Here is a 21,144-nt window from a genome sequence, read left to right on the forward strand (position 1 = left end):
CCGAAGCATCGATGCGGAGTCTAGGGTGGAGCCCATGACTGAAGCCGACTGGAGGGCTCAGCGCGACGAGGCCGTGCCTAAGGAAGTGGAACGGCTGCTCGCAACCGCGCCAGAATGGTTCGGCAGACCCAAATCCAACGCCGAATACATCGACGACGCGCGCCGCATGGAGACGTGGACGGTCCGCGACGAACGTGGCCGAGTCGTCGGAATCACGCTGGTGACGCATCATTTCCCGCAGACCAGTGAAATCCATTTCACCGTCGTCGACCGCTCCTTCCACGGCGGGGGAGTCGGAACTGCGATGATCGAGGCCATCATCGAGGATGTGCGGGCCCGAGGGGCGCGGCTGCTCGAAGTGAAGACCTTGGGTCCGTCGAAGGACGATCCGAACTATGCGCGGACCCGTCACTTCTACGAGAAGATGGGCTTCCTGCCTCTGGAGGAGACCGACCTGTGGGGAGCGGACACGCCCTGCCTGATCATGGTGAAGCCCTTGGTATGACACTGCCGAATTGGCCCCGAGTTCCTCCAGCCCATGGGGCGATTCAGCTGCGTCCGGTCGAACAGCGTGACCTAGAAATGGCACGAAAGCTGTCGGCCGACCCCTACGTGCCGTTGACCGGTTCGCTGCCAGGCAATGCAAGCAAAGCGGAAGCGAGTTCTTGGGTCCGACGACAGCAGGGACGCGACGCAGAAGGCCGGGGGTTCTCCTTCGTCATCGCGCGCCAAGACGATGATTATGCCGTCGGCCACTGTGGTCTGTGGCTGAAAGATCTCGACAGAGGTCGCGCGACCGTCGGCTATGCCATCGTGCCCTCCGAAAGAGGGCAAGGGTACGCAGCAGACGCCCTTATTGCGTTGACGGATTTTGCTCTGTCGATTCCTGAGGTCCAGCGCATCGATCTGTATATCGAACCCTGGAACGTCCCGTCTCTTCGCACGGCTGAGCGCGGGGGATATCTCCGCGGTCAGCTGGTTGTGGAGCACCAGACAATCGGTGGGAGACTCCGCGACGTAGTCGAATATTCGATTTGGAGACCGATTGATGACTGACTTCTCCAGAGCCGACATCCGAGCCGTAGTCTTCGACGTCGGTGAAACTCTTGTCGACGAGACTCGGATGTGGGCCGACCATGCGGCACGTGCTGGAGCGACGTCTTTGACGTTCTTCGCTGTGCTTGGGGTGCTGATTGAACGAGGAGACGACCACAGTGGTATCTGGACCGAGCTCGGACTACATCCACCTGCTGGACTGACTCAAACTGAACCTGTCGATCTGTACCCAGACGCGTTCGACTGTACTGAGACCATTCGGGCGACGGACACGATAGTGGGAATCGCCGGAAACCAACCTGCTGGGCTCGCTCGGCGATTGAGCAGTACGTGGGTCCCTGTCGACTTCATAGCTTCTTCGTCCGAGTGGGGAGTGAAGAAGCCGTCGAAAGGGTTCTTTGCTCGGGTGATCGATGCTGCAGCAGTGCCCGAAAACCAGATCCTCTATGTCGGCGATCGGGTCGATAACGACATCGCACCGGCCAACTCAATGGGTATTCGGACGGCATTCCTGATGAGAGGCCCATGGGCGCATATTCAGCGGCATCGTCCTGAAGCCGAACTCGCCGACCTGAAACTCGATTCGCTGGAACAGCTGCGCGACATTTTTATTGACGCGGCGAATCAACCGGATGCGGAATGCGGCGACGGCGGAGATGTCAGCTGAGTCCCTCGACCTTGTCTACCCCTTCACCGGTCGCTGGCTTGTCCAGAACAGCCCGGCCGACCAGGTACCCAGCCACGGCACAACCCGGTTCGCGACCTCGTACGCGATCGACTTCGTGCCGGTCGATCACTCGGGCCGATCGGCCGCGTTCGGAATCACCTCGCTGTTTCGCCCCGAACCTCCGGAGCAGTTCATAGGTTTCGGCCGCAGTGTGCTCGCCCCTATCGACGGCACTGTTGTCGCCATCCACGACGCAGCGACCGATCATCCTGCGTACCGTGGTCTGCCTTCGCTCGGCTACGCAATGACTCAACGCAGCCGAGTCGAGGCCGGGTGGCTCGCGCTCGCCGGGAATCACGTCATGATCCGAACCGGTGCCTTCGTTGTGGCACTCTGCCACCTCCAGCAGGGAAGCGTCCAAGTCCAGGTCGGACAGACTGTCCAGACAGGTGAGAGACTCGGGCGCTGCGGGAACTCAGGCAACAGCACCGAGCCTCATCTGCATGTCCAGGCGATCAGCAGTCTTGACCTTGCATGCGCCGACGCTGTGCCGATTCGGTTCGGCGGAACTCTCCCGCCCACTGGTGCCATCGTCGATCTGTGAGCGCCGGCTGAGCCTTCGGCGACCACCTGCGAACTCCCTCAACGGCTATTGTCCGCACCCCGGTTCCGACCTAAGGTGAGAGGACACGGACATATCCGCTCCGCGCCTCCGACCGCCATCGGACGAGGCACGTGTTGTGGGGTGGATGGACTCACACGAAGGAGTGTCATGGCAGTCTACTCAGCACCCGGTACCGACGGCGCGCTCGTCACGTTCAAGCCCCGTTATGAGAACTACATCGGAGGAGAGTGGGTGCCGCCGAAGGACGGCAACTACTTCGAGAACATCACTCCCGTCACCGGACAGGCATTCACCGAGATCCCCAGCTCCACCGCCGACGATGTCGAAACCGCACTCGACGCCGCATGGGCGGCGGCACCGGCCTGGGGCAAGACCTCCGTCGCCGAACGGTCGAACATCCTGCTCAAGATCGCCGACCGCATCGAATCCAACCTCGAGATGCTCGCCGTCGCCGAGACCTGGGACAACGGCAAGGGAATCCGCGAACCGCTGGCTGCGGACCTGCCGCTGGCCGTCGACCACTTCCGCTACTTCGCCTCGGCCATCCGGGCGCAGGAAGGCGGCATCTCCCAGATCGACGACGACACCGTCGCCTACCACTTCCACGAGCCCCTCGGAGTGGTCGGACAGATCATTCCCTGGAACTTCCCCCTGCTCATGGCCACCTGGAAGCTCGCTCCGGCGCTCGCCGCAGGCAACTGCGTGGTCCTCAAACCCGCCGAGCAGACCCCGGCGTCGATCCTCGTCCTCGCCGAACTCATCGGCGACCTGCTGCCTCCCGGCGTCCTCAACATCATCAACGGATTCGGCGTCGAAGCCGGCAAGCCGCTCGCGTCGAACAAACGCATCCGCAAGATCGCGTTCACCGGCGAGACGACGACCGGCCGCCTCATCATGCAGTACGCCTCGCAGAACATCATCCCGGTCACCCTGGAGCTCGGCGGAAAGTCACCGAACATCTTCTTCGACGACGTCATGGCCGCCGACGACAGCTACCGGGACAAAGCACTTGAGGGCTTCGCGATGTTCGCTCTCAACCAGGGCGAGGTCTGCACCTGCCCGTCGCGTGCGCTCGTCCAGGACTCGATCTTCGATGACTTCGTCGCCGCTGGCGTCGAACGCGTCAGGTCCATCAAGCAGGGCAACCCGCTCGACACCGACACTCAGGTCGGAGCGCAGGCCTCGAACGACCAGTTCGAGAAGATCATGTCCTACCTGGGTATCGGCAAGGACGAAGGAGCCGAAGTGCTCATCGGCGGCGACAAGGCCGAACTCGACGGCGACCTCTCCGGCGGGTTCTACATCCAGCCGACGATCTTCAAGGGCACGAACAAGATGCGCATCTTCCAGGAAGAGATCTTCGGACCCGTCGTGGCGCTGACCTCGTTCTCCGACTACGACGACGCCATCGCCACTGCCAATGACACCCTCTACGGCCTCGGCGCCGGAGTCTGGGCTCGCACCGGCAACACCGCCTACCGGGCCGGACGCGACATCCAGGCCGGCCGCGTCTGGGTGAACAACTACCACGCCTACCCGGCCCACGCCGCGTTCGGCGGATACAAGTCCTCGGGCATCGGACGTGAGAACCACAAGATGATGCTCGACCACTACCAGCAGACGAAGAACCTGCTGGTCAGCTACTCCGAAAGTGCACAAGGATTCTTCTGATGAGTGATTTAGCCGAAACAGCCGCACTCGAGTCGACACCGACGATCGAGGGCGAAGAGAAATCGCGGGTGGCGATGACTCAGGCCGCTATCGACCTGCTTGCCAGCCTCGTCGACAAACACGGACAGCTCATGTTCCACCAGTCCGGCGGCTGCTGTGACGGTTCGTCGCCCATATGCTTCCCCGAAGGTGATTTCCTCACCTCGGAAGCCGATGTGCTGCTCGGCCACTTCGAACTGCCCATCGACGATGCCGAGAAGGCCGGACTGGACTTCTGGATGTCGACGGAACAGTTCGAGTACTGGAAGCACACGCATCTGACGATCGATGTGGTGCCGGGCCGGGGGAGCGGCTTCAGCGTCGAATCGCCGACGGGGAACCGCTTCATCATCCGCTCGACGCTCATGGACGTCGGCTGAAGCAGGGTGCGTCCGCGTTTCCTGCGCGATTGTTTGGTCGATCCACGGTGTTCTGCTCGCAGAAATCGCCGTGGATCGACCTGACAATCGTTGTCGCTGAACGCGCTGACGGTCACTTCCCGGCGGCCAGCACCTCGGGCTCTCCGAGGGAGAGCATCAGCCGGTTCGCCCAGTTGAAGAAGGCGGCGCAGCTGAGGGCGTCGATGATGTCGCCGTCGCCCAGCCCAACTGCACGCAGCTGATCGACGTGCCGCGCACCGAAGGTCTGCGGAGTCAGCGTCAGTGCCACCGAAGCATCGATGACGGCGTCCCACATCTGATCACCGAGGCGGGACTCCGTGCCGATTCCCTCGTCGAGGAGGCGCTGCACGAGGTCCCGACGACCGGATTCCTCGGTGGCCCGGTCCGCGTGGACCGACGCGCAGAACAGGCATCCGTTGAGACGAGAGGCCGCGGTCGCGGCGAGTTCGCGTTCGGCCCGACCGAGACCATCGGTGGTGTTGAAGAAGATGTCGAAGTCGGTCAGAGTTCGTGCCTTGAGTGCGGCCGGATCCCTCGCAAGCAGCCGGAAGTAGGGGTTCTTCGCCCGTCCCGCCTCGATCAGGGCATCCTGCTGATCATCGCTGAGGTCCGCCTCGGCGACGGGAGCGATCCACGGCACCCAGCCGAGCCCACCTTGTTGGAACAGTTCGGGGCGCTTGAGGTTCGGGTACGTCTTCACCCGGTCCCCGACGGACTGCAGTGCCTCTTCGACTCTCGCCGAGGCGGGGCTGTCGTTCCCGTCAGGCGTCGACGGGGCTGCGTCGTCCGGGGACGGAACCGTGGACGCCGGCTCGGTGAGTGCGGCGAGTCCAGTGTTGATGCGGATCTGGAAGTTGAGGAACGAAACCAGCTGAGCCAGCGTGACGATGCCGTCCTCGTCCCATCCTGCTTCGAGCAGCAGCGCCAGGTGACCGGGACGGCTGTCGCGCGGATGGAGGACGAGAAGATGCGCGAATTCGAGCCCGGCCATCAGCTTCTCACCGAGTCTCTCCGCCGTCGCCTCGGCGGCGGTGAACCACGGCCCGGGAACGTTCTCGCCCGCCAGCGCCTGGGACTCGAAGTCTCCGTACGGCCCATGCCGCACCGAATCCGCAGCGGTCGCCTCATCGAGGAGTTCGGCGACGGCCCAGGACACGGATTCGTCTTCGTCACGCAGCAGATCACGGTAGAACTCCTCGGCCCTTGCAGACCCGAGCAGACCCGCGGTGAATGCGGCGACCGCATAACGGTCGCGGAAGCTCACGCCCTTCGGATCGGCGGGTTCGAGCAGAGCCTCGAAGCTCAGCTGAGCATTCTCCTTCGCCTGTGCCCGGTGATCACGCAGGCCATCGAGAGGATCATTCGCCGCGATTCCGGCGAGGAGGTTGATGATATCGGCCATCTCAGTGCACCCGCTCCTTCGTCACGGAGAACCCGAGGGCCGGGGCCACCTCGGTGGCGAGCAGTTCGATCGACCGCACCGCGGTCTCGTTCGTCGCCGGAACCGAATGCACTTGGAAGCTGACGTCTGTGACCCGGTCGAGGACACGGTCATGGTGCAGCCTCTCGACGACCTGCTCAGGCGTGCCGAGGTAGGTGTCGGTGGCAATGAGGAGCTCATCGAGGCTCAGCCCGGACGTGTCATAGCCGACGAGGCGGTCGGCCTCAGCCCGCAGAGCCGGTTCGGTGATCTCACGCAGCCGGGGCAGGTCTTCGGCATCGGCGACCACGGCGGTGCGGGAAGCGAGGATCCGCGGTTCGACCCCGTCCGGCAGCTGGGAGAGATAGGTGTCGATGACCGGCAGCTGCACCTCATCGAGGCGTGCCGCCGGGTTGTCCTGGGGACGCGGCTGAGTCCTGGAGAGCATGAGTCCGTCACCGGCAGCGCCGGCCGCACCGGCACCGCCGGCGGAGAACGTCGCCTGCCACAGGCGTCGTTCGAGACTCGGACGCTCCGCGTCGGGAACGGGATAGAGACTGTGATCGGTGGGAAGCCGGTCGCCTGAGAACAGGGTGCGCAGTGTTGCGAGGTTGTCGGCGAAGACCTCGCGACGGTCATCGAAGCTCGTGCCGAAGGCTGGGAAGGACTTCGGATTCCCGCCGGAGCCCAGACCGATCTGGAGGCGACCGGCGGAGAGTTCGTCGAGGACGGCGGCGTCTTCGGCCACGCGCACGGCATTCTCCATCGGCAGGGTGATGATCGCGGTGCCCAAGTCGATCCGGGAGGTGCGGGCGGCGGCATGGGAGAGGAAGACGAGCGGGGACGGCAGCCCGCCCTCTGCCGCGGAGAAGTGGTGCTGGGCGACCCATGCCGAATGGAAGCCGAACTCCTCGGCCGTCTCGATCTGTTCGAGGGCGAAGCGGTAGCGCTGAGCTGCCGGGGCGTCCTCGAGCAGGCGAGTGAAGAATCCGAGCTTTGGTCCGGTCGCCTGGGTGTCGGTCGGTTGAGGGGTCATGGTTCTCAGCTTTCTGCTGCTGCGGTGAGCAGGGTCGGGGTTGCGGGTCGAGTGTTCGCAGGCGCTGCATCGGCCGACAGCGTCGCGGGACGGGGGATCGCCTCGAGCAGAGTGCGAGTGTAGGCGGAACGCGGGCGAGTGAAGATCTCTTCGGTCGCGCCATCGTCGACAAGGTGTCCGTGCGACATCACGGACACCGTATCAGCGATCTGGCGGACGACGGCGAGGTCATGGGTGATGAAGACGTAGGTCAGGCCGAGCTCCCTCTGCAGCTCATCGAGCAGGGTGAGGATCTGCGCCTGCACGGTCACGTCGAGAGCCGAGACCGCCTCGTCGAAGACGACGAGTTCGGGTTCGACGATGAGGGCACGGGCGATCGCCACTCGCTGCAGCTGCCCGCCGGAGAGTTCGGCGGGACGCCGGTCGAGGAATTCGGTCGGCAGCGCCACTCGATCCATGGCCTCGGCGACGAGTCGAGGGCGGGAGGTGCGGTCACCGAGGCGGAAGTTGCGCAGAGGTTCGGTCAGGGTCGAGCGGATCGAATGCTTGGGATCAAGAGCGGAGAACGGGTTCTGATGGACCAGTTGGACGGAGCTCCGGAACTCCCGCAGACGCTGACGTGAGGGACGACCGCGTCCGAGTTCCGCGGCGTCGAAATCGCCGATGCGCACATGCCCGGACTGGGGTGTGAGGAACCCGCTCAGCGCCTTGCCCGTGGTCGTCTTGCCCGAACCGGATTCGCCGACGAGTCCGTGCGTGGTCCCGCGCGCCACCGTGAAATCCACACCTTCGACGCCGGTGATCTGATCACCCGTGCGGTCGAAGATGTGGGTGAGTGATTCGACGGAGACGAACGGGGTGTCAGTCTGCGTGGTCGCCTCGGTGCGGTCCGGACGTGCTTTCGTCTGCAGCGCAGGGGCATCGGCGATGAGGCGGGAGGTGTACTCGGTGGCCGGGTCGGAGAAGACACGGCCGGCGTGTCCCGATTCGACGATGCGTCCGCCCTGCATGACCACGACCTCGTCGGCGCGCTCGCCGGCGACGGCGAGATCGTGGGTGATGAAGAGGACACCCATCCCGGTCTCGGCGCGCAGCTCGTCGAGGAGGTCGAGGACCTGCTTCTGGACGGTGACGTCGAGGGCGGAAGTGGGTTCATCGGCGATGAGCAGGCGCGGACGCAGCGCGATGGCGGCTGCAATGAGCACCCGCTGCCGCATCCCGCCCGAGAGCTCGTGCGGGAACTGATCGGCCCGCTTCTCCGGCTGGTCGATGCCGACCCGGTCCAGCAGCTCGATGACCTGAGCACGAGCCTCTGCCCGGTTGGCTCGGCGGTGGATGCGCAGCGCCTCGGCGACGGATTTCCCGATCGTCTGCAGCGGATTGAGCGAGGACCCCGGGTCCTGCGGGACATAGCCGATCTGGGAACCGCGCACACCGCGCCACCCGGAGGTGCCCAGGCTGAGCAGATCGAGATCGCCGAGGCGGATCCGCCCGTTCGCGACCCTGGCCGATGGCGGGAGCAGGCCGATGGCCGCGTTCGCCGTCGTCGACTTCCCCGAACCGGATTCCCCGACCACGGCGGTCATCGAACCGGGACGGACCACGAGGTCGAGTTCGCTCACGGCAGGTGCCGCGGAGCCGCCTCGGCGGGTGTATTCGACGGAGAGACCGTCGATGCGCAGCAGTGAGGAGTCGGTCATGATGTCACCTTTCGCAGGGTGTTGCCGATCTGGTGGGTGGCGAGCACGATGGCCATGACCACGAGGCCGGGCAGCACGGTCAGCCACCACGCGGTGGCGACGAAGTTGCGGCCCTCGGCGATGATGAGGCCCCATTCCGGGGTGGGCGGCGGAGTGCCGTATCCGAGGAATCCGAGAGTGGAGATCTGGAGGATCGCCGAACCGACCTGGAGCACCGCCAGTGAGAGCACGGGAGAGATCGAATTCGGCAGGATATGGCGGACCAGGACGGAGAAGAAGGTGCCGCCGGATCCGTAGGCCGCGGCCACGTAGTCGCTCGTGTTGATCTGCACCGCCTGGGACCTGGCCAGTCGTGCGAACTGGGCGATGGCGGTGACTCCGACGGCGATGGCCGCGTTGATCGTTCCGAAACCGAGGACGACGACGATCGAGAGGCTGAGCAGGATCGCGGGGATGGACAGCAGCACATCGATCAGGCGCATGAGCACATCGTCGACGAACCCGCGCCGGGTGCCGGCGATGAGCCCGATCGTGGTGCCGACGATCAGCCCGACCCCGACGGCCACGAGCGCGGCCAGCAGGGACTGGGAGGCGCCGTAGACGACGCGGGTGAAGGCATCGCGGCCGGTCTGGTCGGTGCCGAACCAATGCTCGAGGCTCGGGGCCAGAAGGGCAGGGGTGTCTCCGCCGTCGTTGGGATCGAAGTGGGTGAAGAGACCGGGGAACAGCGCCCAGGCGATGGCGATGAGCAGCACCAGCCCGGAGGCGATGGTGGCCGGGGTGATCGCGGCGCGTGCCCGGCCGCCGCGAACTCGGCGGGTGTCGGTGCCGGTGCCTTGGCCGCGTGTGAAGACGATGCTCATGAGTCCTTCTCCTTCGCCTCGTCGTCCCAGTCGAGGTCGACGCCGACGCTGGCCGCGGTCGCCGTCAGGGCGCGACGTGAGGGTTCGTCGTGGCTGCGCAGTGGCCTGCCCGCCGAGGCGGTGCTGCGTTTCGTGCGCAGTCGGACGTCGATGACGGGGTAGAGGAGGTCGACTGCGAGGTTGATGATGACGTAGCCGAAGGTGGCGATGACCACGACGGCCAGCAGGATCGGATTGTCTCGGTGGGTGACCGCTTGGGCGGTGATGAGTCCGATGCCGTTGCGGCCGAATACGGTCTCGGTGACCACGGCGCCGGCGACGAGTTCGCCGAAGACGAGGCCGATGATCGTCAGCCCCGGCAGCACCGCATTGCGGGCGACGGTGTGGACGAGGATCCACAGTTCGGAGGCGCCCTTGGCCGTGGTGACCTTGACGAATCCGGAAGCCTGCACCTCGGTGATGGAGCGGATGAGCACCTGGGCGATCGGGGCCGACAGCGGAACCGCCACGGTCAGGGTCGGCAGCACGAGCGCCTCGGCAGGGCCGGGGTCGACGACGGAGACGAGACCGAGCTGGAAGGAGAAGACCTGGATGAGCAGGATTCCGAGCCAGAACACCGGGATGGAGATGAAGAGACTGGGCACCGAGTCGAGGACTCGCCGCACCTTGGCCGTCGGCCCGGTGGCCGGTCCGAAGGTCGCGAAGACGGCGATGATCACGGCAAGGACGAGTGCGGTGACGAACCCGGAGGCAGCGAGCACCGCGGTCGAGGGCAGTGCTGCTGCGATGATCGTCGACACGGCGGCACCGGTCTGGACCGAATAGCCGAAGTTCCCGGTGAGGAACCCGGTGAGACTCGTGAGGTAGCGGCCGAACCAGGACTCGTCGGCACCGGTGGCGTTTCGGATCTCGGCGATCTGATCGGGGGAGAGGCCGAGGGCCGGATCGGCGAAGCGGGCCGTGACGCCGTCACCGGGGATGAGGCTGAGCAGGATGAATGCCGCGGTGAACGCGAGCAGCAGCACGAGGACCGCCTGGCCCAGGCGCAGGAGGAGGTAGCGGGTGTCGAGGATCATTTCTCTCCTGCCAGCCAGGTGCTGTAGAAGTCGGGGCGGCCCACGGGTTCGGTGGTGAAGCCGTGGACGCGGCGGCGGAATGCGAAGACCTGTGGTTCTTCGAAGAACGGCAGCACATAGGCCTGGTCGACGAGGTAGTTCTGGACCGCCTCGGCGGCCTCCTGCCGTTTCTCATGGTTCGGTTCGGAAGCGAGCGTGTCGAGGAGTTCGTCGATCTTCGGGTCGACCGAATCGTCGTCGGCGTCCGCGCGGTCGACTCCGTTGAGGAAGACGTCGCGATTGACCGAGGAGTAGTTCGAGCGCAGATTGTCGAAGTCGGCGCGGGCGACCATCGAGTGGTAGATCTGCACGGTGTCGAGTTCGAGGGCGTCGAGCGTCTGCTTCGACTGGTCCCCGGGGTTGATCGACAGGCGTACCCCCACGCGGCGCAGCTGCTGTTGGATGAGGGTCTGGACCTCGTTCGACCGCGGCTGCGGCAGTGCGATATTCACCGTCAGCGCCAGCGGAGTTCCGTCCTTGACACGGTAGCCCTGCCCGTTGCGCTCGCTCCAGCCGGCCTGGTCGAGGAGGCGGTTCGCCTTGTCCGGGTCGAAGTCCCATGATCCGGACTGGTCGGTGTAGCCCATGGCGCCCTTGGCCAGCAGGCCGGTGGCCAGCGGGTAGTTCGGGGTGAAGAGCTTGTCGACGATCTCCTGTCGATCGATGGCGGCGATGAGCGCTCGCCGGACGTCGATGTCGCCCAGCAGGTCGTGGCGGAACCGGAAGTTGATGCTGTTGTTGATTCCGTTCGTCGCCTTCGCATAGAGGCGCAGGCCCTGTTCGGTCACGCGGGACTCATCGGGGGCCTGGACGTCGCGAACACCGTCTGCCTGCCCGGAGAGCACGGCTCCGATGCGCACGGAGTATTCGTTGTTCGTCAGGTAGTCGATGCCGTCGAGGTGGGCCCGGCCCTGATGCTTCAGGTGCGGGGGCGCCCAGTCGTAGTCCTCGCGGGCACGGACGGAGAGCTTCGTGCCGATCGTCTCGTCAGTGATGTGGAAGGGGCCGCAGGTGTGGATCTGCGTGGCTCCGCCCGGGCCGAAGCCTTCGGCGTCGAGGTCGAGAGTGGAATCGGCGAGCAGCCCCGCGTTCATCGTCGAGGTCGCCTGGGCGAAGCCGGGGGAAGGTGCTGAGAAGTGGAACCGGACCCGATTTCCGTCGAGGACTTCGCTGCGTTCATAGTTCGAGATCTGCTCGGACACCGGCAGCGTGCGGGCTTCGTCGCCGCGACCGAAGAGGTCGAAGTTCTTCGCCACATTCTCCGGTGTCAGCGGCGAACCGTCCGAATAGGTCACGCCCTTGCGGATGGTGAAGGTGTAGGTCGTGGCGTCGGCGTCGGTCTCCGGCAAGTCCGTGGCCAGCCACGGATGGAGCTCGAGGGTCTCGGGATCCTGCCACAGCAGGCGTGCCGAGATGTTGTTCATGATTCCGCCGTTGGGGTAGAAGCCGACCGACGGCGGGTAGAGCAGAGTCCAGGTCTGGGGTTCGAAGTAGGTGAGCACCCCGCCGCGGACGGGTTCGCCCTCGGCCAAGGAACCGGAGTCATGGGGAGTGCAGGCGCTGAGGGTGAGCAGAGTGCCGAAACCGAGACCGAGGCTCAGTACCGAGCGGCGGTCGAGGCGTCGGTCGGTCAGGCGCTGAGTCAGACGCGCTGAGGTGGAGAGACGGTGATCCGTCATGGGACGTCCTTCGGGCAAGAGAAATGGAACAGAGGGAATTGAGCCGGATAGTTCAACAATATACGAACATTGCGATTGCCATTGACGGCAGGCAGCGGCAGTGTCCGGCGCGGGGCCCGAAGTGGATGTGCATGCCTTGAGTTAAGCGCATCCGTGCAAACCGCGTCAATCCGGGGCTTAATATTGAGACATGTTGAACACATCGAGTTTCGATCATCTGGTGATCGCCGTTCCCGACCTTGAGGAATATGTTGAGCAATCAGCGAATCTTCTGGGGGTGAAAGCGATCGACGGTGGGGCCCATCCGGGGCTGGGTACAGCCAATGCGCTGCTCGGGCTCGAGCTCGGCGATGACCTCACCGAGTCCCTCGGACTCGCGCGTCCACGTGGTGCGAACCCGCTCACATACCTCGAGATCCTCGGCCCCGACCCCGAGCAGGACCCGGCACTCGCGGCAGGGCGCTTGGCCGGGATCACGGCACCGACCGTGCAGCGGTGGGCGATCCGTCCGGACGATTTCGACGGCGTCGTCACGGCAGCTGCGCGGTCACGGGAACCGCGCGTCGACCTCGGCGAGGTCCATGACATGACCCGACGCCGACCGGACGGGGTGGTCCTCGATTGGCGCCTGACCAGGCGCACCCCGCTGCCGTGGTCGGGAATCCAGCCGTTCCTCATCGATTGGAAGGACTCCGAGCATCCGGCGAGCCAGGAGATGCCGTGGGCCCGCATCGAGAAGCTGTGGGCCGCGAGTGACGAGCCTGCTGCGGTCGGTTCGGTCCTCGACTTCTTCGGCATTGCTCTCGACATCATTGCCCCAGGCCGCCAAGAGGGGGAGACTGAGGGCCTACACGCTCATCTGAAAGGTCCGGGTGGATCATGGACACTCTGAACACCATTCCCGCGCAGCTCGACCACCTCATCATCACGGTGCCCGACCTCGAGGCCGGGGTCGCCGCCGTCGAAGAGGCCACCGGGGTGCGTGCGGTTCCCGGCGGCTCGCACCCGGGGCGGGGGACCGCGAACTTCCTCCTCGGGCTCGCCCCGACGGGCTGGCCGGAGGGAGCGCACACCTACCTCGAGATCCTCGGCCCCGACCCGCAGCAGGAGAAGCCCGCTGACGGCACCCTTCCGCTCGACGCAGATCTGGCCACCGAGCCGACCCTGCAGACCTGGGCCATCCACCCGCCGGCGTTCCTCGCGAAGGTCGCGGCCGCGAACACCGCGGGAATCGACTTCGGCGAGGTCCAGGACATGGCCCGCGATACTGCCGAAGGCGACCGTCTCGAGTGGCGGCTGACCACGCGTTCTCCGCTGCCGCACGAGGGTGCGCAGCCGTTCCTCATCGACTGGGGCGAATCCGTCCATCCCGCCGAGGCGGCCCTGCCCACCCTTGAGCTGCTCGAATTCCGTGTGGAATCCCCGGAGCCCGAGGCGGCGCAGCAGGTGCTCGAGGTGCTCGGGGCCGGTGACACCACGGTGGTCGAGGGGTCGGACTGTCGTCTGCGCGCGCAGTTGCGCGGTCCCGGCGGCGTCCTCGAGTTCTGATCTCGTCGAAAAACGCGCTGCGTGTCGAGACACGGGGGTGCGCACGCGTGTCTCGACACTCAGCCCGTTTCTCGGCGAATCAGCCTTATCGTCGCGTGCTGCGGCTAGACTCGCAGGCGTGCTCAGTCGAAACCGCCTCGCCTCCCGCCCACGTCTCCGCACCCTGACCTCGCTTACCGCAGTCTCGCTGCTCATCGGACTGAGCGCCTGCGCGCCCGCGGCCCACGAGGAGACCCGACCGACTCCGAAAGCGGCCGAAACACAGGCCGCATCGCCGGACCCGAGCGAGACCGCCGGCGACGAGTCGAGCGCGTCGCCCACGCCCACGAAGACCGCGAACGTCGAGGACGCCGGAGCGGCCGGAGTCAGCGAAGGCGATATCGACACCCACGGCAGCGGCGAATGGGACCGGCCGAAGGACGAGACCGGACCCAACCGCGACGACGGCAAGACCTTCAAGGTCGCCCTGCGTGTCGAAGACAACCTGCCCATCGACGTCGATGAGGCAGGCGACTTCATTATCAAGACCCTCCAGGACGAACGCGGCTGGCAGGACATGGACGATGTCTCCATCGAACTCGTCGACGAAGGCCAGGACACGATGATCTCCATCGCCAGCCCCGACACGGTCGACGAGATGTGCCTGCCGCTGCGCACCCTGGGCAAGCTCTCGTGCCGCAACGGCCCCAACGTCATCCTCAACGCCAAGCGCTGGGTGTCTGCCACGGACGAATTCGACGACATCGTCCAGTACCGGCAGTACCTCATCAACCACGAGGTCGGTCACGCGCTCGGCCACGGACACGAGTCGTGCCCGGGGCCTGGCGAGACCGCTCCGCTCATGCAGCAGCAGACGAAGGGTCTGCAGGGGTGCAAGCCGAACGGGTGGCCCTCGAAGGGCTGACCGCGCGCTGGCCGGTCACTGCGTGTGACGGCGACCTCAACCTCCTCGGGAATAACGGCGGCCGCTGCCCTGTTGATTGAGTCGTATACGCTCAACTCTGAAAGAGGAGGTCAGCTTTGGCCACATTCTTCGGACCCGCAGGCTCGGGCGGAGACTCGTTCGACGAGTTCCTCGCTCGTTTCCTCCAGGGACAGACCGGAGCCCGCCGAGGCCGTTCCGTCGACATCAACCGACTGCTGAGCAAGCGCAGCCATGAGGTCATCGAAGCGGCCGCGGAGTTCGCAGGCCGCCACGGCCAGTCCGAGGTCGACGCACTCCATATCCTGCGCACCATGGTCGATTCCGAACCCGGAATCTCCGCCGTGCGCCAGGCAGGCGCCGACCCCGAGGCCATCGCCCACGCGATCGAAGAGCGCCTTCCGGCTGCAACCGACACCGAGGCGGATTCCACGCCCACTCTGACCGGTTCGGCCCAGCGCGCCCTGCTCGACGCCTACCAGGTGGCGCGAGCCTTCGGGTCGACCTACATCGATCCGGAGCACATGTTCTTCGCCTTCGTGCTCAATCAGGAGATGCCCGCCGGTCGGATCCTCGCCCAGGCGGGAGTCACCCAGGCCGCGCTCCAGGCCGGAGCCGAGGCCGCAGAAGCCGCAGGCATGCACCCCGGCCAGGAGGCCGAGGGCGAGGACGGTCAGGAATCCGTGCTGGAGAAGTTCGGCACCGACCTCACCGAACTCGCAGCCGAAGGCAAGCTCGATCCCGTCATCGGCCGTGCAGAGGAGATCGAGCAGACGATCGAGATCCTCGCCCGCCGGACGAAGAACAACCCTGTCCTCCTCGGCGAAGCTGGCGTCGGCAAGACCGCGGTCGCCGAAGGCCTCGCCCAGGCCATCCACTCGGGTGACGTGCCCAAGCAGCTGCAGGGCAAACGCATCATCGCCCTCGACATGCCCGGAATGCTCGCCGGCACCCGCTACCGCGGTGACTTCGAGGAGCGCCTGACCGGAGCTCTGAACGAGATTGCGGACGACGGAGACATGATCGTCTTCGTCGACGAACTCCACACCCTCGTCGGTGCCGGGGGCAACGGCGAAGCGAACTCGATGGACGCCGGAAACATCCTCAAACCGCGACTGGCCCGCGGCGATCTGCACATGATCGGCGCGACCACGCTCAAGGAGTACCGCACCATCGAGAAGGATTCGGCTCTCGAACGCCGCTTCCAGCCGGTGACCGTGGGTGAACCGAGCGTCGAGGATGCGGTGACGATCATCGACGGACTCAAGGATCGCTACGCGGAGTTCCACGAGGTGACCTACACCGCCGAGGCGGTCCGTGCCGCCGTGGAGCTGTCGAACCGCTACATCACCGACCGGTTCCTGCCGGACAAGGCCATCGACCTCATCGACCAGGCCGGCGCCCGGATGTCGCTGAGGCGCGGACCCGCGGTCGATATCGAGGCCCTCAAGCTCAACCTCTCCGAACTCGAGGCGGAGAAGAAATCCGCAATCGAGGTCGAGGACTACGAGCGCGCCGGCCGTGTCCGCGACGAGATCAACGAGGTGACCGCACGGATCGAATCCGCCGAGAACCCGGATGCCGAGGCCGCGAAGACCGCTGCCGCCGAGGCGATCATCGGTGAGCAGGAGATCGCGCATGTGGTCTCCCGCGCCACCGGAATCCCGGCGGAACGGATGACGCAGACTCAGAAGGCACGTCTGGCGAACATGGAAGAGGTCCTCCACGACCGTGTGGTCGGACAGGACGAAGCCGTGACCGCCGTGTCGCGCGCCATCCGCCGCAGCCAGACCGGTATGGCCGATCCCGACCGTCCCATCGGCAGCTTCCTCTTCCTCGGCCCCACCGGCGTCGGAAAGACGGAGCTGGCGAAGGCTCTGGCGCAGACCCTGTTCGACGACGAATCGGCCATGATCCGATTCGATATGAGCGAGTTCGGCGAACGCCACACGGTGTCGCGTCTCGTCGGTGCCCCTCCCGGCTACGTCGGCTACGACGAGGCCGGTCAGCTGACGGAGAAGGTCCGCCGTCGCCCGTATTCGGTCATCCTCCTCGACGAGGTCGAGAAGGCTCATCCGGATGCGTTCAACCTGCTGCTGCAGGTCCTCGACGACGGTCGGCTCACCGATGGTCAGGGCCGGACGGTCGATTTCCGCAACACCGTGATCATCATGACCTCGAACCTCGGTTCCGAGTTCATGTCCGGCACTCCGCTGGGCTTCGCATCCGGTGCAGCCGGGGACGCGGAGAAGGACCTCAAGGCCAAGGTCATGGGTCGGCTGAAGGAGTTCATGCGGCCGGAGTTCATCAACCGCATCGACGACACCGTGATGTTCTCGCGGCTCGACCGCGAGCAGCTGCGCTCCATCGTCGGTCATCAGCTCGCCGCGTCGAAGCAGCGTCTCGAGGCTCAGGGCATCGCCCTCGACGTCTCGGCCGAGGCTCTCGACTGGCTGGCTGATGAAGGCTACGAACCCGAGTTCGGTGCCCGTCCGCTGCGTCGCACGATCCAGCGTGAGCTCGACGACCGCATCGCCGATCTCCTCGTCACCGAGTCGGTCGAGGATGGCGGCACCGTGCGTGCCACCGTCGTTGACGGCGCACTCAAGGTCGTGGCCGGGACCCGCCCGGAGCCGATGATCGCCTGATCGCCGAGGCGGCCGTGGCACCGGCCGTCGGCGCTGAGAGCCCGGGGCGAAGGATTGCTGATCCTTCGCCCCGGGCTCTCTGTCTGTTGCCGTCCGTGCGTCCGGCTCAGTCCGTGACGCGGGTATTCGTCTCCGTCTGGTCCTCATGCGCGCCGAGGACGCGGTTGAGGATCAGCCGCTCGCCGAGCGTCCACGTGGTCGTCGTCGCCAGGTAGAGTGCCGCGGCCAGGGGCACGAAGAGCGCAAAGACCGCGGTGAGGAAGGGCATGAAGCTCAGCGTCTTCATCACTCCTGAGAGATCCGGCATCTGCGGTGCATCTGCTCCGGTCTTCGCCGCGGCCGGGGTCGCGGGTGTCTCCGGGGTCGCGGGTGTCAGCAGGTGTCGGGAGAACCCTGCGACGACGGCGATGAGCACGACGAGGACGAGGTAGACGGTGATCGCCGTGCCGGTCAGATCCCCGGTCGCGAACAGTTTGACGAAGCTTGTGCTCAGCGGCAGTCCGAAGAGCGTATGGCCGAGCAGCTCATTGGCGTGCCCGCCGATCGTGGCATTGATGAACAGACCGTAGACCGCCATGAGCACAGGCATCTGCAAGAGCACCGGCAGGCACCCGGCGAAAGGGGAGGCGTTCTCCTCTTTGTACATCTCCATGAGCTTCTGCTGCATGAGTTCGGGCTGCTTCTTATATTTCGCCTGGAGCTCGCTGACCTTCGGAGCGAGTCGCTTCCGGGTGATTCCGGCTCTGACCTGCGAGACTCCGACGGGGATGAGGACGGCACGGACGAGGACGGTGAGGACGATGACGGCCAAGGCTGCGCTGAAGCCGCCGACGAAGGGTTCGAGGAGCGAGCTGATCGCCGTCACCACCGAATAGGCGGCTTCGACGAGCAGACGGATGGGCAGGAATTCGTAGATATTCATGGGGTGTGTCCTTGGGACAGGGCGCACTCGGGCGCGGGTCAGATGGGCCGAAATGGGCCATCACCGTGACGATGTGCGAGGACACCTCAACTCAGGCGCGAAAGCTCGGCGGGAACTGTTAGCCGCGCCGAGGTGGGCGAGGGTTCCGGTCGACAGGTGCAGGGGCGTCGTTCAGGCGATGGCGTGAACGAGCGAAGACGGAGCTCTGGCCAGTGCGGTGCCCGGAGCGCCCGGCTCCTCGGGCATGCGGAACTCTCGGATGCCGCGGCGCGTATCAGGCAGAGTCGGTGGACGCACCGACAGCGAGAGCACACGCAGCAGCGCTACGCTCGCCCACGCGGCGATCGGGGTGAGCAGAGCGGCACCGAGGAGGGCCAAGACGATGAGATGCATGGGCGACTGGGGGACGACCGAATCGAGATCGGCCGAGAGCACGACAACGAGCAGCTGCAGTGTCAGCCACACATTCGCCATCATCTCGTCCCCTTCCAGACGCCACGATGCTAACACGCGAGGCTGAGCGGTCCGCCCAGTTCTAGGCCTCGGCGAGGCCCGGATCCCGGGCGAGACGGACGAGTGCTGCCGCGAGCGCGGCGAGGTCCTCATCGTCGACGAGCGCAGCCAGCTTCTCGTCCTGCTCCGGCAGGCCGACCGTCTTCGCTCCCTTGCGAACGAGCGGGTCGAAGGCCGGCCTCACCGAGGGCCAGACCTGCTGGACCTCGCGGAGGAAGATGTTCGCCCCGGTCGGGCCGATGCCGGTGAATTCCTGGAGGAGTCGCGCTATCCGACGCGGCTGCCCGTCGGCTTCATCACGCACCTTCCGTAAGTCCCCGTCCCAGCGGTCGATGAGCAGATCGGCGGCCTCGGCCAGACGGGTGGCGGCGCTCTCGTCGTAGCGTCGATACCCGCCGCGCCCGAGGACCTCGACCCGCTCTGCCCAGGTGCTCGCGCGCAGACGCTGCGGCGTCCTCCACTTCGCTGCGAACAGCTCACGTGCGGTCGACAGCGCGATATCGGAGCTGATGCGCGTGGACAGGAGCAGGCTGAGCACGAGCAGCTGCCACAGCGGGGCCGGTTTGTCCCGGAGAGTGATCGCGGCTTCGGCGGCGAATGTGCGACCGTGGGCATCGATGAGGTGGCGGGCCCGCTCTCGCTGTGTGCTCATGCCGCCGATCCTATGTCCGTGCCCGGTCGATGAGTCAAGAGCTCCGGAGCCTCAGGCGCCTCGGGTGACTTGAGCCGATGCTCGTCTGCTCACAGCGGCAGGTATCTGCGCGGAGCGGATACGTGTTCCGTCACCGGGAGCCGACTGCCAGAGTGGCCGCATGAAAACAGCACTGAACACCCAGCCGCCCACGCTGTCGGACACCGACGAACCCGCTGCCACCTCGGCGATCCCCGAATCCCAGCGAATGCTCTACGCCTACCGCACCGTCGTCTTCAACGGAGAGCTGCGCGATGAGAACGGGATGGAGATCATCTCCCGACTCGTCCTCCTCTCTGCCGAGGACCCTCGATCCGACATCCACCTGTGGATCAACTCGCCGGGCGGATCCGTGCCGATGATGCACGCGATCGCCGATACCATCGCCACTCTGCCGAACGACATCGTCACGATCGCTTTCGGGTGGGCCGCCTCGGCGGGTCAGTTCGTGCTGTCCATGGGCACCCCCGGCAAACGCCTCGCCCTGCCCCACGCCCGCATCCTCCTCCACCAGGGATCGAGCGGAATCGGCGGGGCCGCCGCCGACATCGAACTCCAAGGCGATGACTTGCGGTCCGTGCGCGATTCGGTGCTCACCCGCATCGCCGAGGCGACAGGGCAGACCTATGAGCAGGTGTTCGCCGATTCGCTGCGAGACAAATGGTTCGACGCCGAGGCGGCCCACGCCTACGGACTCATCGACGCCATCCTCACCACCCCCGCCCAGCTGCACGCCCAGATCGGAGGAGCCCGATGAGCCAGTACACGATGCCCAATGTCATCGACCGAACCGGTGGCAGCGAGAAGATCGTCGACGTCTATTCGCACCTGCTCGGAAACCGCATCGTCTACCTCGGCGTGCCCATCGATGACGGGGTGGCGAATACGATCATCGCGCAGCTGCTCCACCTCGACGCGAGCAGCCGGGAGCGCCCGATCAGCATGTACATCAACTCCCCGGGTGGATCGCTGACGGCGATGACCGCGATCTATGACGCTATGGGCCACATCGGGTCCCCCGTGGCGACCACCTGTATCGGACAGGCCGCCGCCGATGCGGCCGTGCTCCTGGCCGCAGGGGAACCGGGAAAGCGGTCGATGCTCGCCCATGCTCGGGCCGTGCTGCGCCAACCGCACGCCGAGGGGGCCAGAGGCACGATCCCCGATCTCATCGTCGCCGCCGACGAAATCGTCCGACAGCGCAGAGAGGTCGAAGGGATGCTTGCTCAGAGCACCGGACGAACTCCAGAGCAGATCCACCGTGACCTCGACCGTGACCTCGTCCTCGACGCACAGGCGGCTCGGGAGTTCGGACTCATCGACGTCATCGCCTGAGATGAGCGGTCGAATCCTTCAGGCGGCCAAAGCGAGTCGGACATCTCCGGTCCACGAGGGAGCGGATGCGGCTCGAGGCATGGTGACTGATGTGACGACTGCCGGTGAGTTCTGCCCACGATCCATGACGCCGGCGACGAGTACGAGCACCTGCGGCAGCTCCAGCCCGAGCACGACGGCGACGGCCTCGATGACCTCCGAGGACGGGTCCTTCAGGCCGCGTTCGACCTCGGAGAGGAACTGCGTAGAGACCCCGGACCGGTCTGAGATCTAAGCCAAGGTGAGTCCCAGCT

General features: G+C 65.7%; 22 protein-coding genes. 12 read left to right on the top strand and 10 right to left on the bottom strand.

The window, feature by feature from the left end:
• The first annotated feature begins 34 nt into the window (after positions 1-34).
• From GUY30_RS03825 to GUY30_RS03850, 6 genes are all read left to right on the top strand, one after another.
• Entirely contained in the window at positions 35-505 is a 471-nt protein-coding gene (locus tag GUY30_RS03825) for a GNAT family N-acetyltransferase (RefSeq protein ID WP_167194228.1), read from the top strand.
• A complete protein-coding gene (locus GUY30_RS03830; RefSeq protein WP_167194230.1) occupies positions 502-1,056 on the top strand; it encodes a GNAT family N-acetyltransferase in 555 nt (184 codons plus the stop codon). The genes GUY30_RS03825 and GUY30_RS03830 overlap by 4 nt, the downstream gene beginning before the upstream one ends.
• On the top strand, positions 1,049-1,723 hold the full coding sequence (locus GUY30_RS03835) for an HAD family hydrolase (protein WP_025778797.1): 675 nt from the start codon (positions 1,049-1,051) through the stop codon (positions 1,721-1,723). The genes GUY30_RS03830 and GUY30_RS03835 overlap by 8 nt, the downstream gene beginning before the upstream one ends.
• A complete protein-coding gene (locus GUY30_RS03840) occupies positions 1,713-2,327 on the top strand; it encodes a peptidoglycan DD-metalloendopeptidase family protein (RefSeq protein WP_062862773.1) in 615 nt (204 codons plus the stop codon). Before GUY30_RS03835 ends, GUY30_RS03840 begins: the two co-directional genes overlap by 11 nt.
• A gap of 168 nt (positions 2,328-2,495) precedes the next feature.
• Positions 2,496-4,019 (top strand): aldehyde dehydrogenase, encoded by a 1,524-nt coding sequence (gene adh, locus GUY30_RS03845; protein WP_167194232.1) that lies wholly within the window; start codon positions 2,496-2,498, stop codon positions 4,017-4,019.
• Entirely contained in the window at positions 4,019-4,438 is a 420-nt protein-coding gene (locus GUY30_RS03850; protein ID WP_167194234.1) for a DUF779 domain-containing protein, read from the top strand. Before adh ends, GUY30_RS03850 begins: the two co-directional genes overlap by 1 nt.
• Positions 4,439-4,550: 112 nt before the next feature.
• On the opposite strand, the gene GUY30_RS03855 is transcribed toward GUY30_RS03850, so the two are convergent.
• The 6 genes from GUY30_RS03855 to GUY30_RS03880 are packed head-to-tail and all read right to left on the bottom strand — an operon-like array spanning position 4,551 to position 12,272.
• Complete coding sequence (locus tag GUY30_RS03855; protein ID WP_167194236.1) at positions 4,551-5,861, bottom strand: alkylhydroperoxidase domain protein; 1,311 nt, start codon at positions 5,859-5,861, stop codon at positions 4,551-4,553.
• 1 nt (position 5,862) lies between these two features.
• Entirely contained in the window at positions 5,863-6,915 is a 1,053-nt protein-coding gene (locus GUY30_RS03860) for a putative FMN-dependent luciferase-like monooxygenase (RefSeq protein WP_167194238.1), read from the bottom strand.
• A 5-nt stretch (positions 6,916-6,920) separates the two neighbouring features.
• Complete coding sequence (locus tag GUY30_RS03865) at positions 6,921-8,615, bottom strand: dipeptide ABC transporter ATP-binding protein (protein WP_167194240.1); 1,695 nt, start codon at positions 8,613-8,615, stop codon at positions 6,921-6,923.
• Positions 8,612-9,478 (bottom strand): ABC transporter permease, encoded by an 867-nt coding sequence (locus GUY30_RS03870; protein ID WP_101555618.1) that lies wholly within the window; start codon positions 9,476-9,478, stop codon positions 8,612-8,614. The genes GUY30_RS03865 and GUY30_RS03870 overlap by 4 nt, the downstream gene beginning before the upstream one ends.
• Positions 9,475-10,554, bottom strand: a complete 1,080-nt coding sequence (locus tag GUY30_RS03875) for an ABC transporter permease (RefSeq protein ID WP_167194242.1) — start codon at positions 10,552-10,554, stop codon at positions 9,475-9,477. Before GUY30_RS03875 ends, GUY30_RS03870 begins: the two co-directional genes overlap by 4 nt.
• Entirely contained in the window at positions 10,551-12,272 is a 1,722-nt protein-coding gene (locus tag GUY30_RS03880; RefSeq protein ID WP_167194244.1) for a TIGR04028 family ABC transporter substrate-binding protein, read from the bottom strand. Before GUY30_RS03880 ends, GUY30_RS03875 begins: the two co-directional genes overlap by 4 nt.
• 190 nt (positions 12,273-12,462) lie before the next feature.
• Here GUY30_RS03880 and GUY30_RS03885 point away from each other — a divergent pair, with 190 nt between their 5' ends.
• The 4 genes from GUY30_RS03885 to GUY30_RS03900 all read left to right on the top strand — a co-directional run bounded on the left by GUY30_RS03885 (position 12,463) and on the right by GUY30_RS03900 (position 17,390).
• Positions 12,463-13,164 carry a VOC family protein gene (locus GUY30_RS03885; RefSeq protein WP_167194246.1) on the top strand — a complete coding sequence of 234 codons (702 nt, stop codon included), beginning with the start codon at positions 12,463-12,465 and terminating at the stop codon, positions 13,162-13,164.
• A complete protein-coding gene (locus tag GUY30_RS03890) occupies positions 13,152-13,820 on the top strand; it encodes a VOC family protein (protein WP_167194248.1) in 669 nt (222 codons plus the stop codon). The genes GUY30_RS03885 and GUY30_RS03890 overlap by 13 nt, the downstream gene beginning before the upstream one ends.
• 118 nt (positions 13,821-13,938) lie before the next feature.
• Complete coding sequence (locus tag GUY30_RS03895; RefSeq protein WP_167194250.1) at positions 13,939-14,724, top strand: DUF3152 domain-containing protein; 786 nt, start codon at positions 13,939-13,941, stop codon at positions 14,722-14,724.
• Positions 14,725-14,840: 116 nt separating this feature from the next.
• Positions 14,841-17,390 (top strand): ATP-dependent Clp protease ATP-binding subunit, encoded by a 2,550-nt coding sequence (locus GUY30_RS03900; protein WP_167194252.1) that lies wholly within the window; start codon positions 14,841-14,843, stop codon positions 17,388-17,390.
• 106 nt (positions 17,391-17,496) lie between these two features.
• Here the strand turns inward: GUY30_RS03900 and GUY30_RS03905 are convergent, their stop codons facing one another.
• The 3 genes from GUY30_RS03905 to GUY30_RS03915 all read right to left on the bottom strand — a co-directional run bounded on the left by GUY30_RS03905 (position 17,497) and on the right by GUY30_RS03915 (position 19,477).
• Positions 17,497-18,312, bottom strand: a complete 816-nt coding sequence (locus GUY30_RS03905; RefSeq protein WP_167194254.1) for a YidC/Oxa1 family membrane protein insertase — start codon at positions 18,310-18,312, stop codon at positions 17,497-17,499.
• Positions 18,313-18,483: 171 nt separating this feature from the next.
• The gene (locus tag GUY30_RS03910; RefSeq protein WP_167194256.1) at positions 18,484-18,789 is read right to left on the bottom strand and encodes a hypothetical protein; all 306 of its coding nucleotides are present in this window, start codon (positions 18,787-18,789) and stop codon (positions 18,484-18,486) included.
• 58 nt (positions 18,790-18,847) lie between these two features.
• Positions 18,848-19,477, bottom strand: a complete 630-nt coding sequence (locus GUY30_RS03915) for an endonuclease (RefSeq protein ID WP_167194258.1) — start codon at positions 19,475-19,477, stop codon at positions 18,848-18,850.
• Positions 19,478-19,637: 160 nt separating this feature from the next.
• On the opposite strand from GUY30_RS03915, the gene GUY30_RS03920 reads away from it, so the two are divergent.
• Positions 19,638-20,273, top strand: a complete 636-nt coding sequence (locus tag GUY30_RS03920) for a ClpP family protease (RefSeq protein WP_167194260.1) — start codon at positions 19,638-19,640, stop codon at positions 20,271-20,273.
• Complete coding sequence (locus GUY30_RS03925; protein ID WP_167194262.1) at positions 20,270-20,851, top strand: ClpP family protease; 582 nt, start codon at positions 20,270-20,272, stop codon at positions 20,849-20,851. Before GUY30_RS03920 ends, GUY30_RS03925 begins: the two co-directional genes overlap by 4 nt.
• Before the next feature lie 18 nt (positions 20,852-20,869).
• On the opposite strand, the gene GUY30_RS03930 is transcribed toward GUY30_RS03925, so the two are convergent.
• The gene (locus tag GUY30_RS03930) at positions 20,870-21,121 is read right to left on the bottom strand and encodes a helix-turn-helix domain-containing protein (protein WP_228281859.1); all 252 of its coding nucleotides are present in this window, start codon (positions 21,119-21,121) and stop codon (positions 20,870-20,872) included.
• Positions 21,122-21,144: the final 23 nt, after the last annotated feature.

This window comes from Brevibacterium pigmentatum (assembly GCF_011617465.1).
Classification (GTDB): Bacteria; Actinomycetota; Actinomycetes; order Actinomycetales; family Brevibacteriaceae; genus Brevibacterium; species Brevibacterium pigmentatum.

Bases quoted from the DNA above. Each gene is read 5' to 3' on its own strand.
- GUY30_RS03825 (WP_167194228.1), top strand. From the start codon at position 35: ATGACTGAAGCCGACTGGAGGGCTCAGCGCGACGAGGCCGTGCCTAAG.
- GUY30_RS03830 (WP_167194230.1), top strand. From the start codon at position 502: ATGACACTGCCGAATTGGCCCCGAGTTCCTCCAGCCCATGGGGCGATT.
- GUY30_RS03835 (WP_025778797.1), top strand. From the start codon at position 1,049: ATGACTGACTTCTCCAGAGCCGACATCCGAGCCGTAGTCTTCGACGTC.
- GUY30_RS03840 (WP_062862773.1), top strand. From the start codon at position 1,713: ATGTCAGCTGAGTCCCTCGACCTTGTCTACCCCTTCACCGGTCGCTGG.
- adh (WP_167194232.1), top strand. From the start codon at position 2,496: ATGGCAGTCTACTCAGCACCCGGTACCGACGGCGCGCTCGTCACGTTC.
- GUY30_RS03850 (WP_167194234.1), top strand. From the start codon at position 4,019: ATGAGTGATTTAGCCGAAACAGCCGCACTCGAGTCGACACCGACGATC.
- GUY30_RS03855 (WP_167194236.1), bottom strand. From the start codon at position 5,861: ATGGCCGATATCATCAACCTCCTCGCCGGAATCGCGGCGAATGATCCT.
- GUY30_RS03860 (WP_167194238.1), bottom strand. From the start codon at position 6,915: ATGACCCCTCAACCGACCGACACCCAGGCGACCGGACCAAAGCTCGGA.
- GUY30_RS03865 (WP_167194240.1), bottom strand. From the start codon at position 8,615: ATGACCGACTCCTCACTGCTGCGCATCGACGGTCTCTCCGTCGAATAC.
- GUY30_RS03870 (WP_101555618.1), bottom strand. From the start codon at position 9,478: ATGAGCATCGTCTTCACACGCGGCCAAGGCACCGGCACCGACACCCGC.
- GUY30_RS03875 (WP_167194242.1), bottom strand. From the start codon at position 10,554: ATGATCCTCGACACCCGCTACCTCCTCCTGCGCCTGGGCCAGGCGGTC.
- GUY30_RS03880 (WP_167194244.1), bottom strand. From the start codon at position 12,272: ATGACGGATCACCGTCTCTCCACCTCAGCGCGTCTGACTCAGCGCCTG.
- GUY30_RS03885 (WP_167194246.1), top strand. From the start codon at position 12,463: ATGTTGAACACATCGAGTTTCGATCATCTGGTGATCGCCGTTCCCGAC.
- GUY30_RS03890 (WP_167194248.1), top strand. From the start codon at position 13,152: ATGGACACTCTGAACACCATTCCCGCGCAGCTCGACCACCTCATCATC.
- GUY30_RS03905 (WP_167194254.1), bottom strand. From the start codon at position 18,312: ATGAATATCTACGAATTCCTGCCCATCCGTCTGCTCGTCGAAGCCGCC.
- GUY30_RS03910 (WP_167194256.1), bottom strand. From the start codon at position 18,789: ATGATGGCGAATGTGTGGCTGACACTGCAGCTGCTCGTTGTCGTGCTC.
- GUY30_RS03915 (WP_167194258.1), bottom strand. From the start codon at position 19,477: ATGAGCACACAGCGAGAGCGGGCCCGCCACCTCATCGATGCCCACGGT.
- GUY30_RS03920 (WP_167194260.1), top strand. From the start codon at position 19,638: ATGAAAACAGCACTGAACACCCAGCCGCCCACGCTGTCGGACACCGAC.
- GUY30_RS03925 (WP_167194262.1), top strand. From the start codon at position 20,270: ATGAGCCAGTACACGATGCCCAATGTCATCGACCGAACCGGTGGCAGC.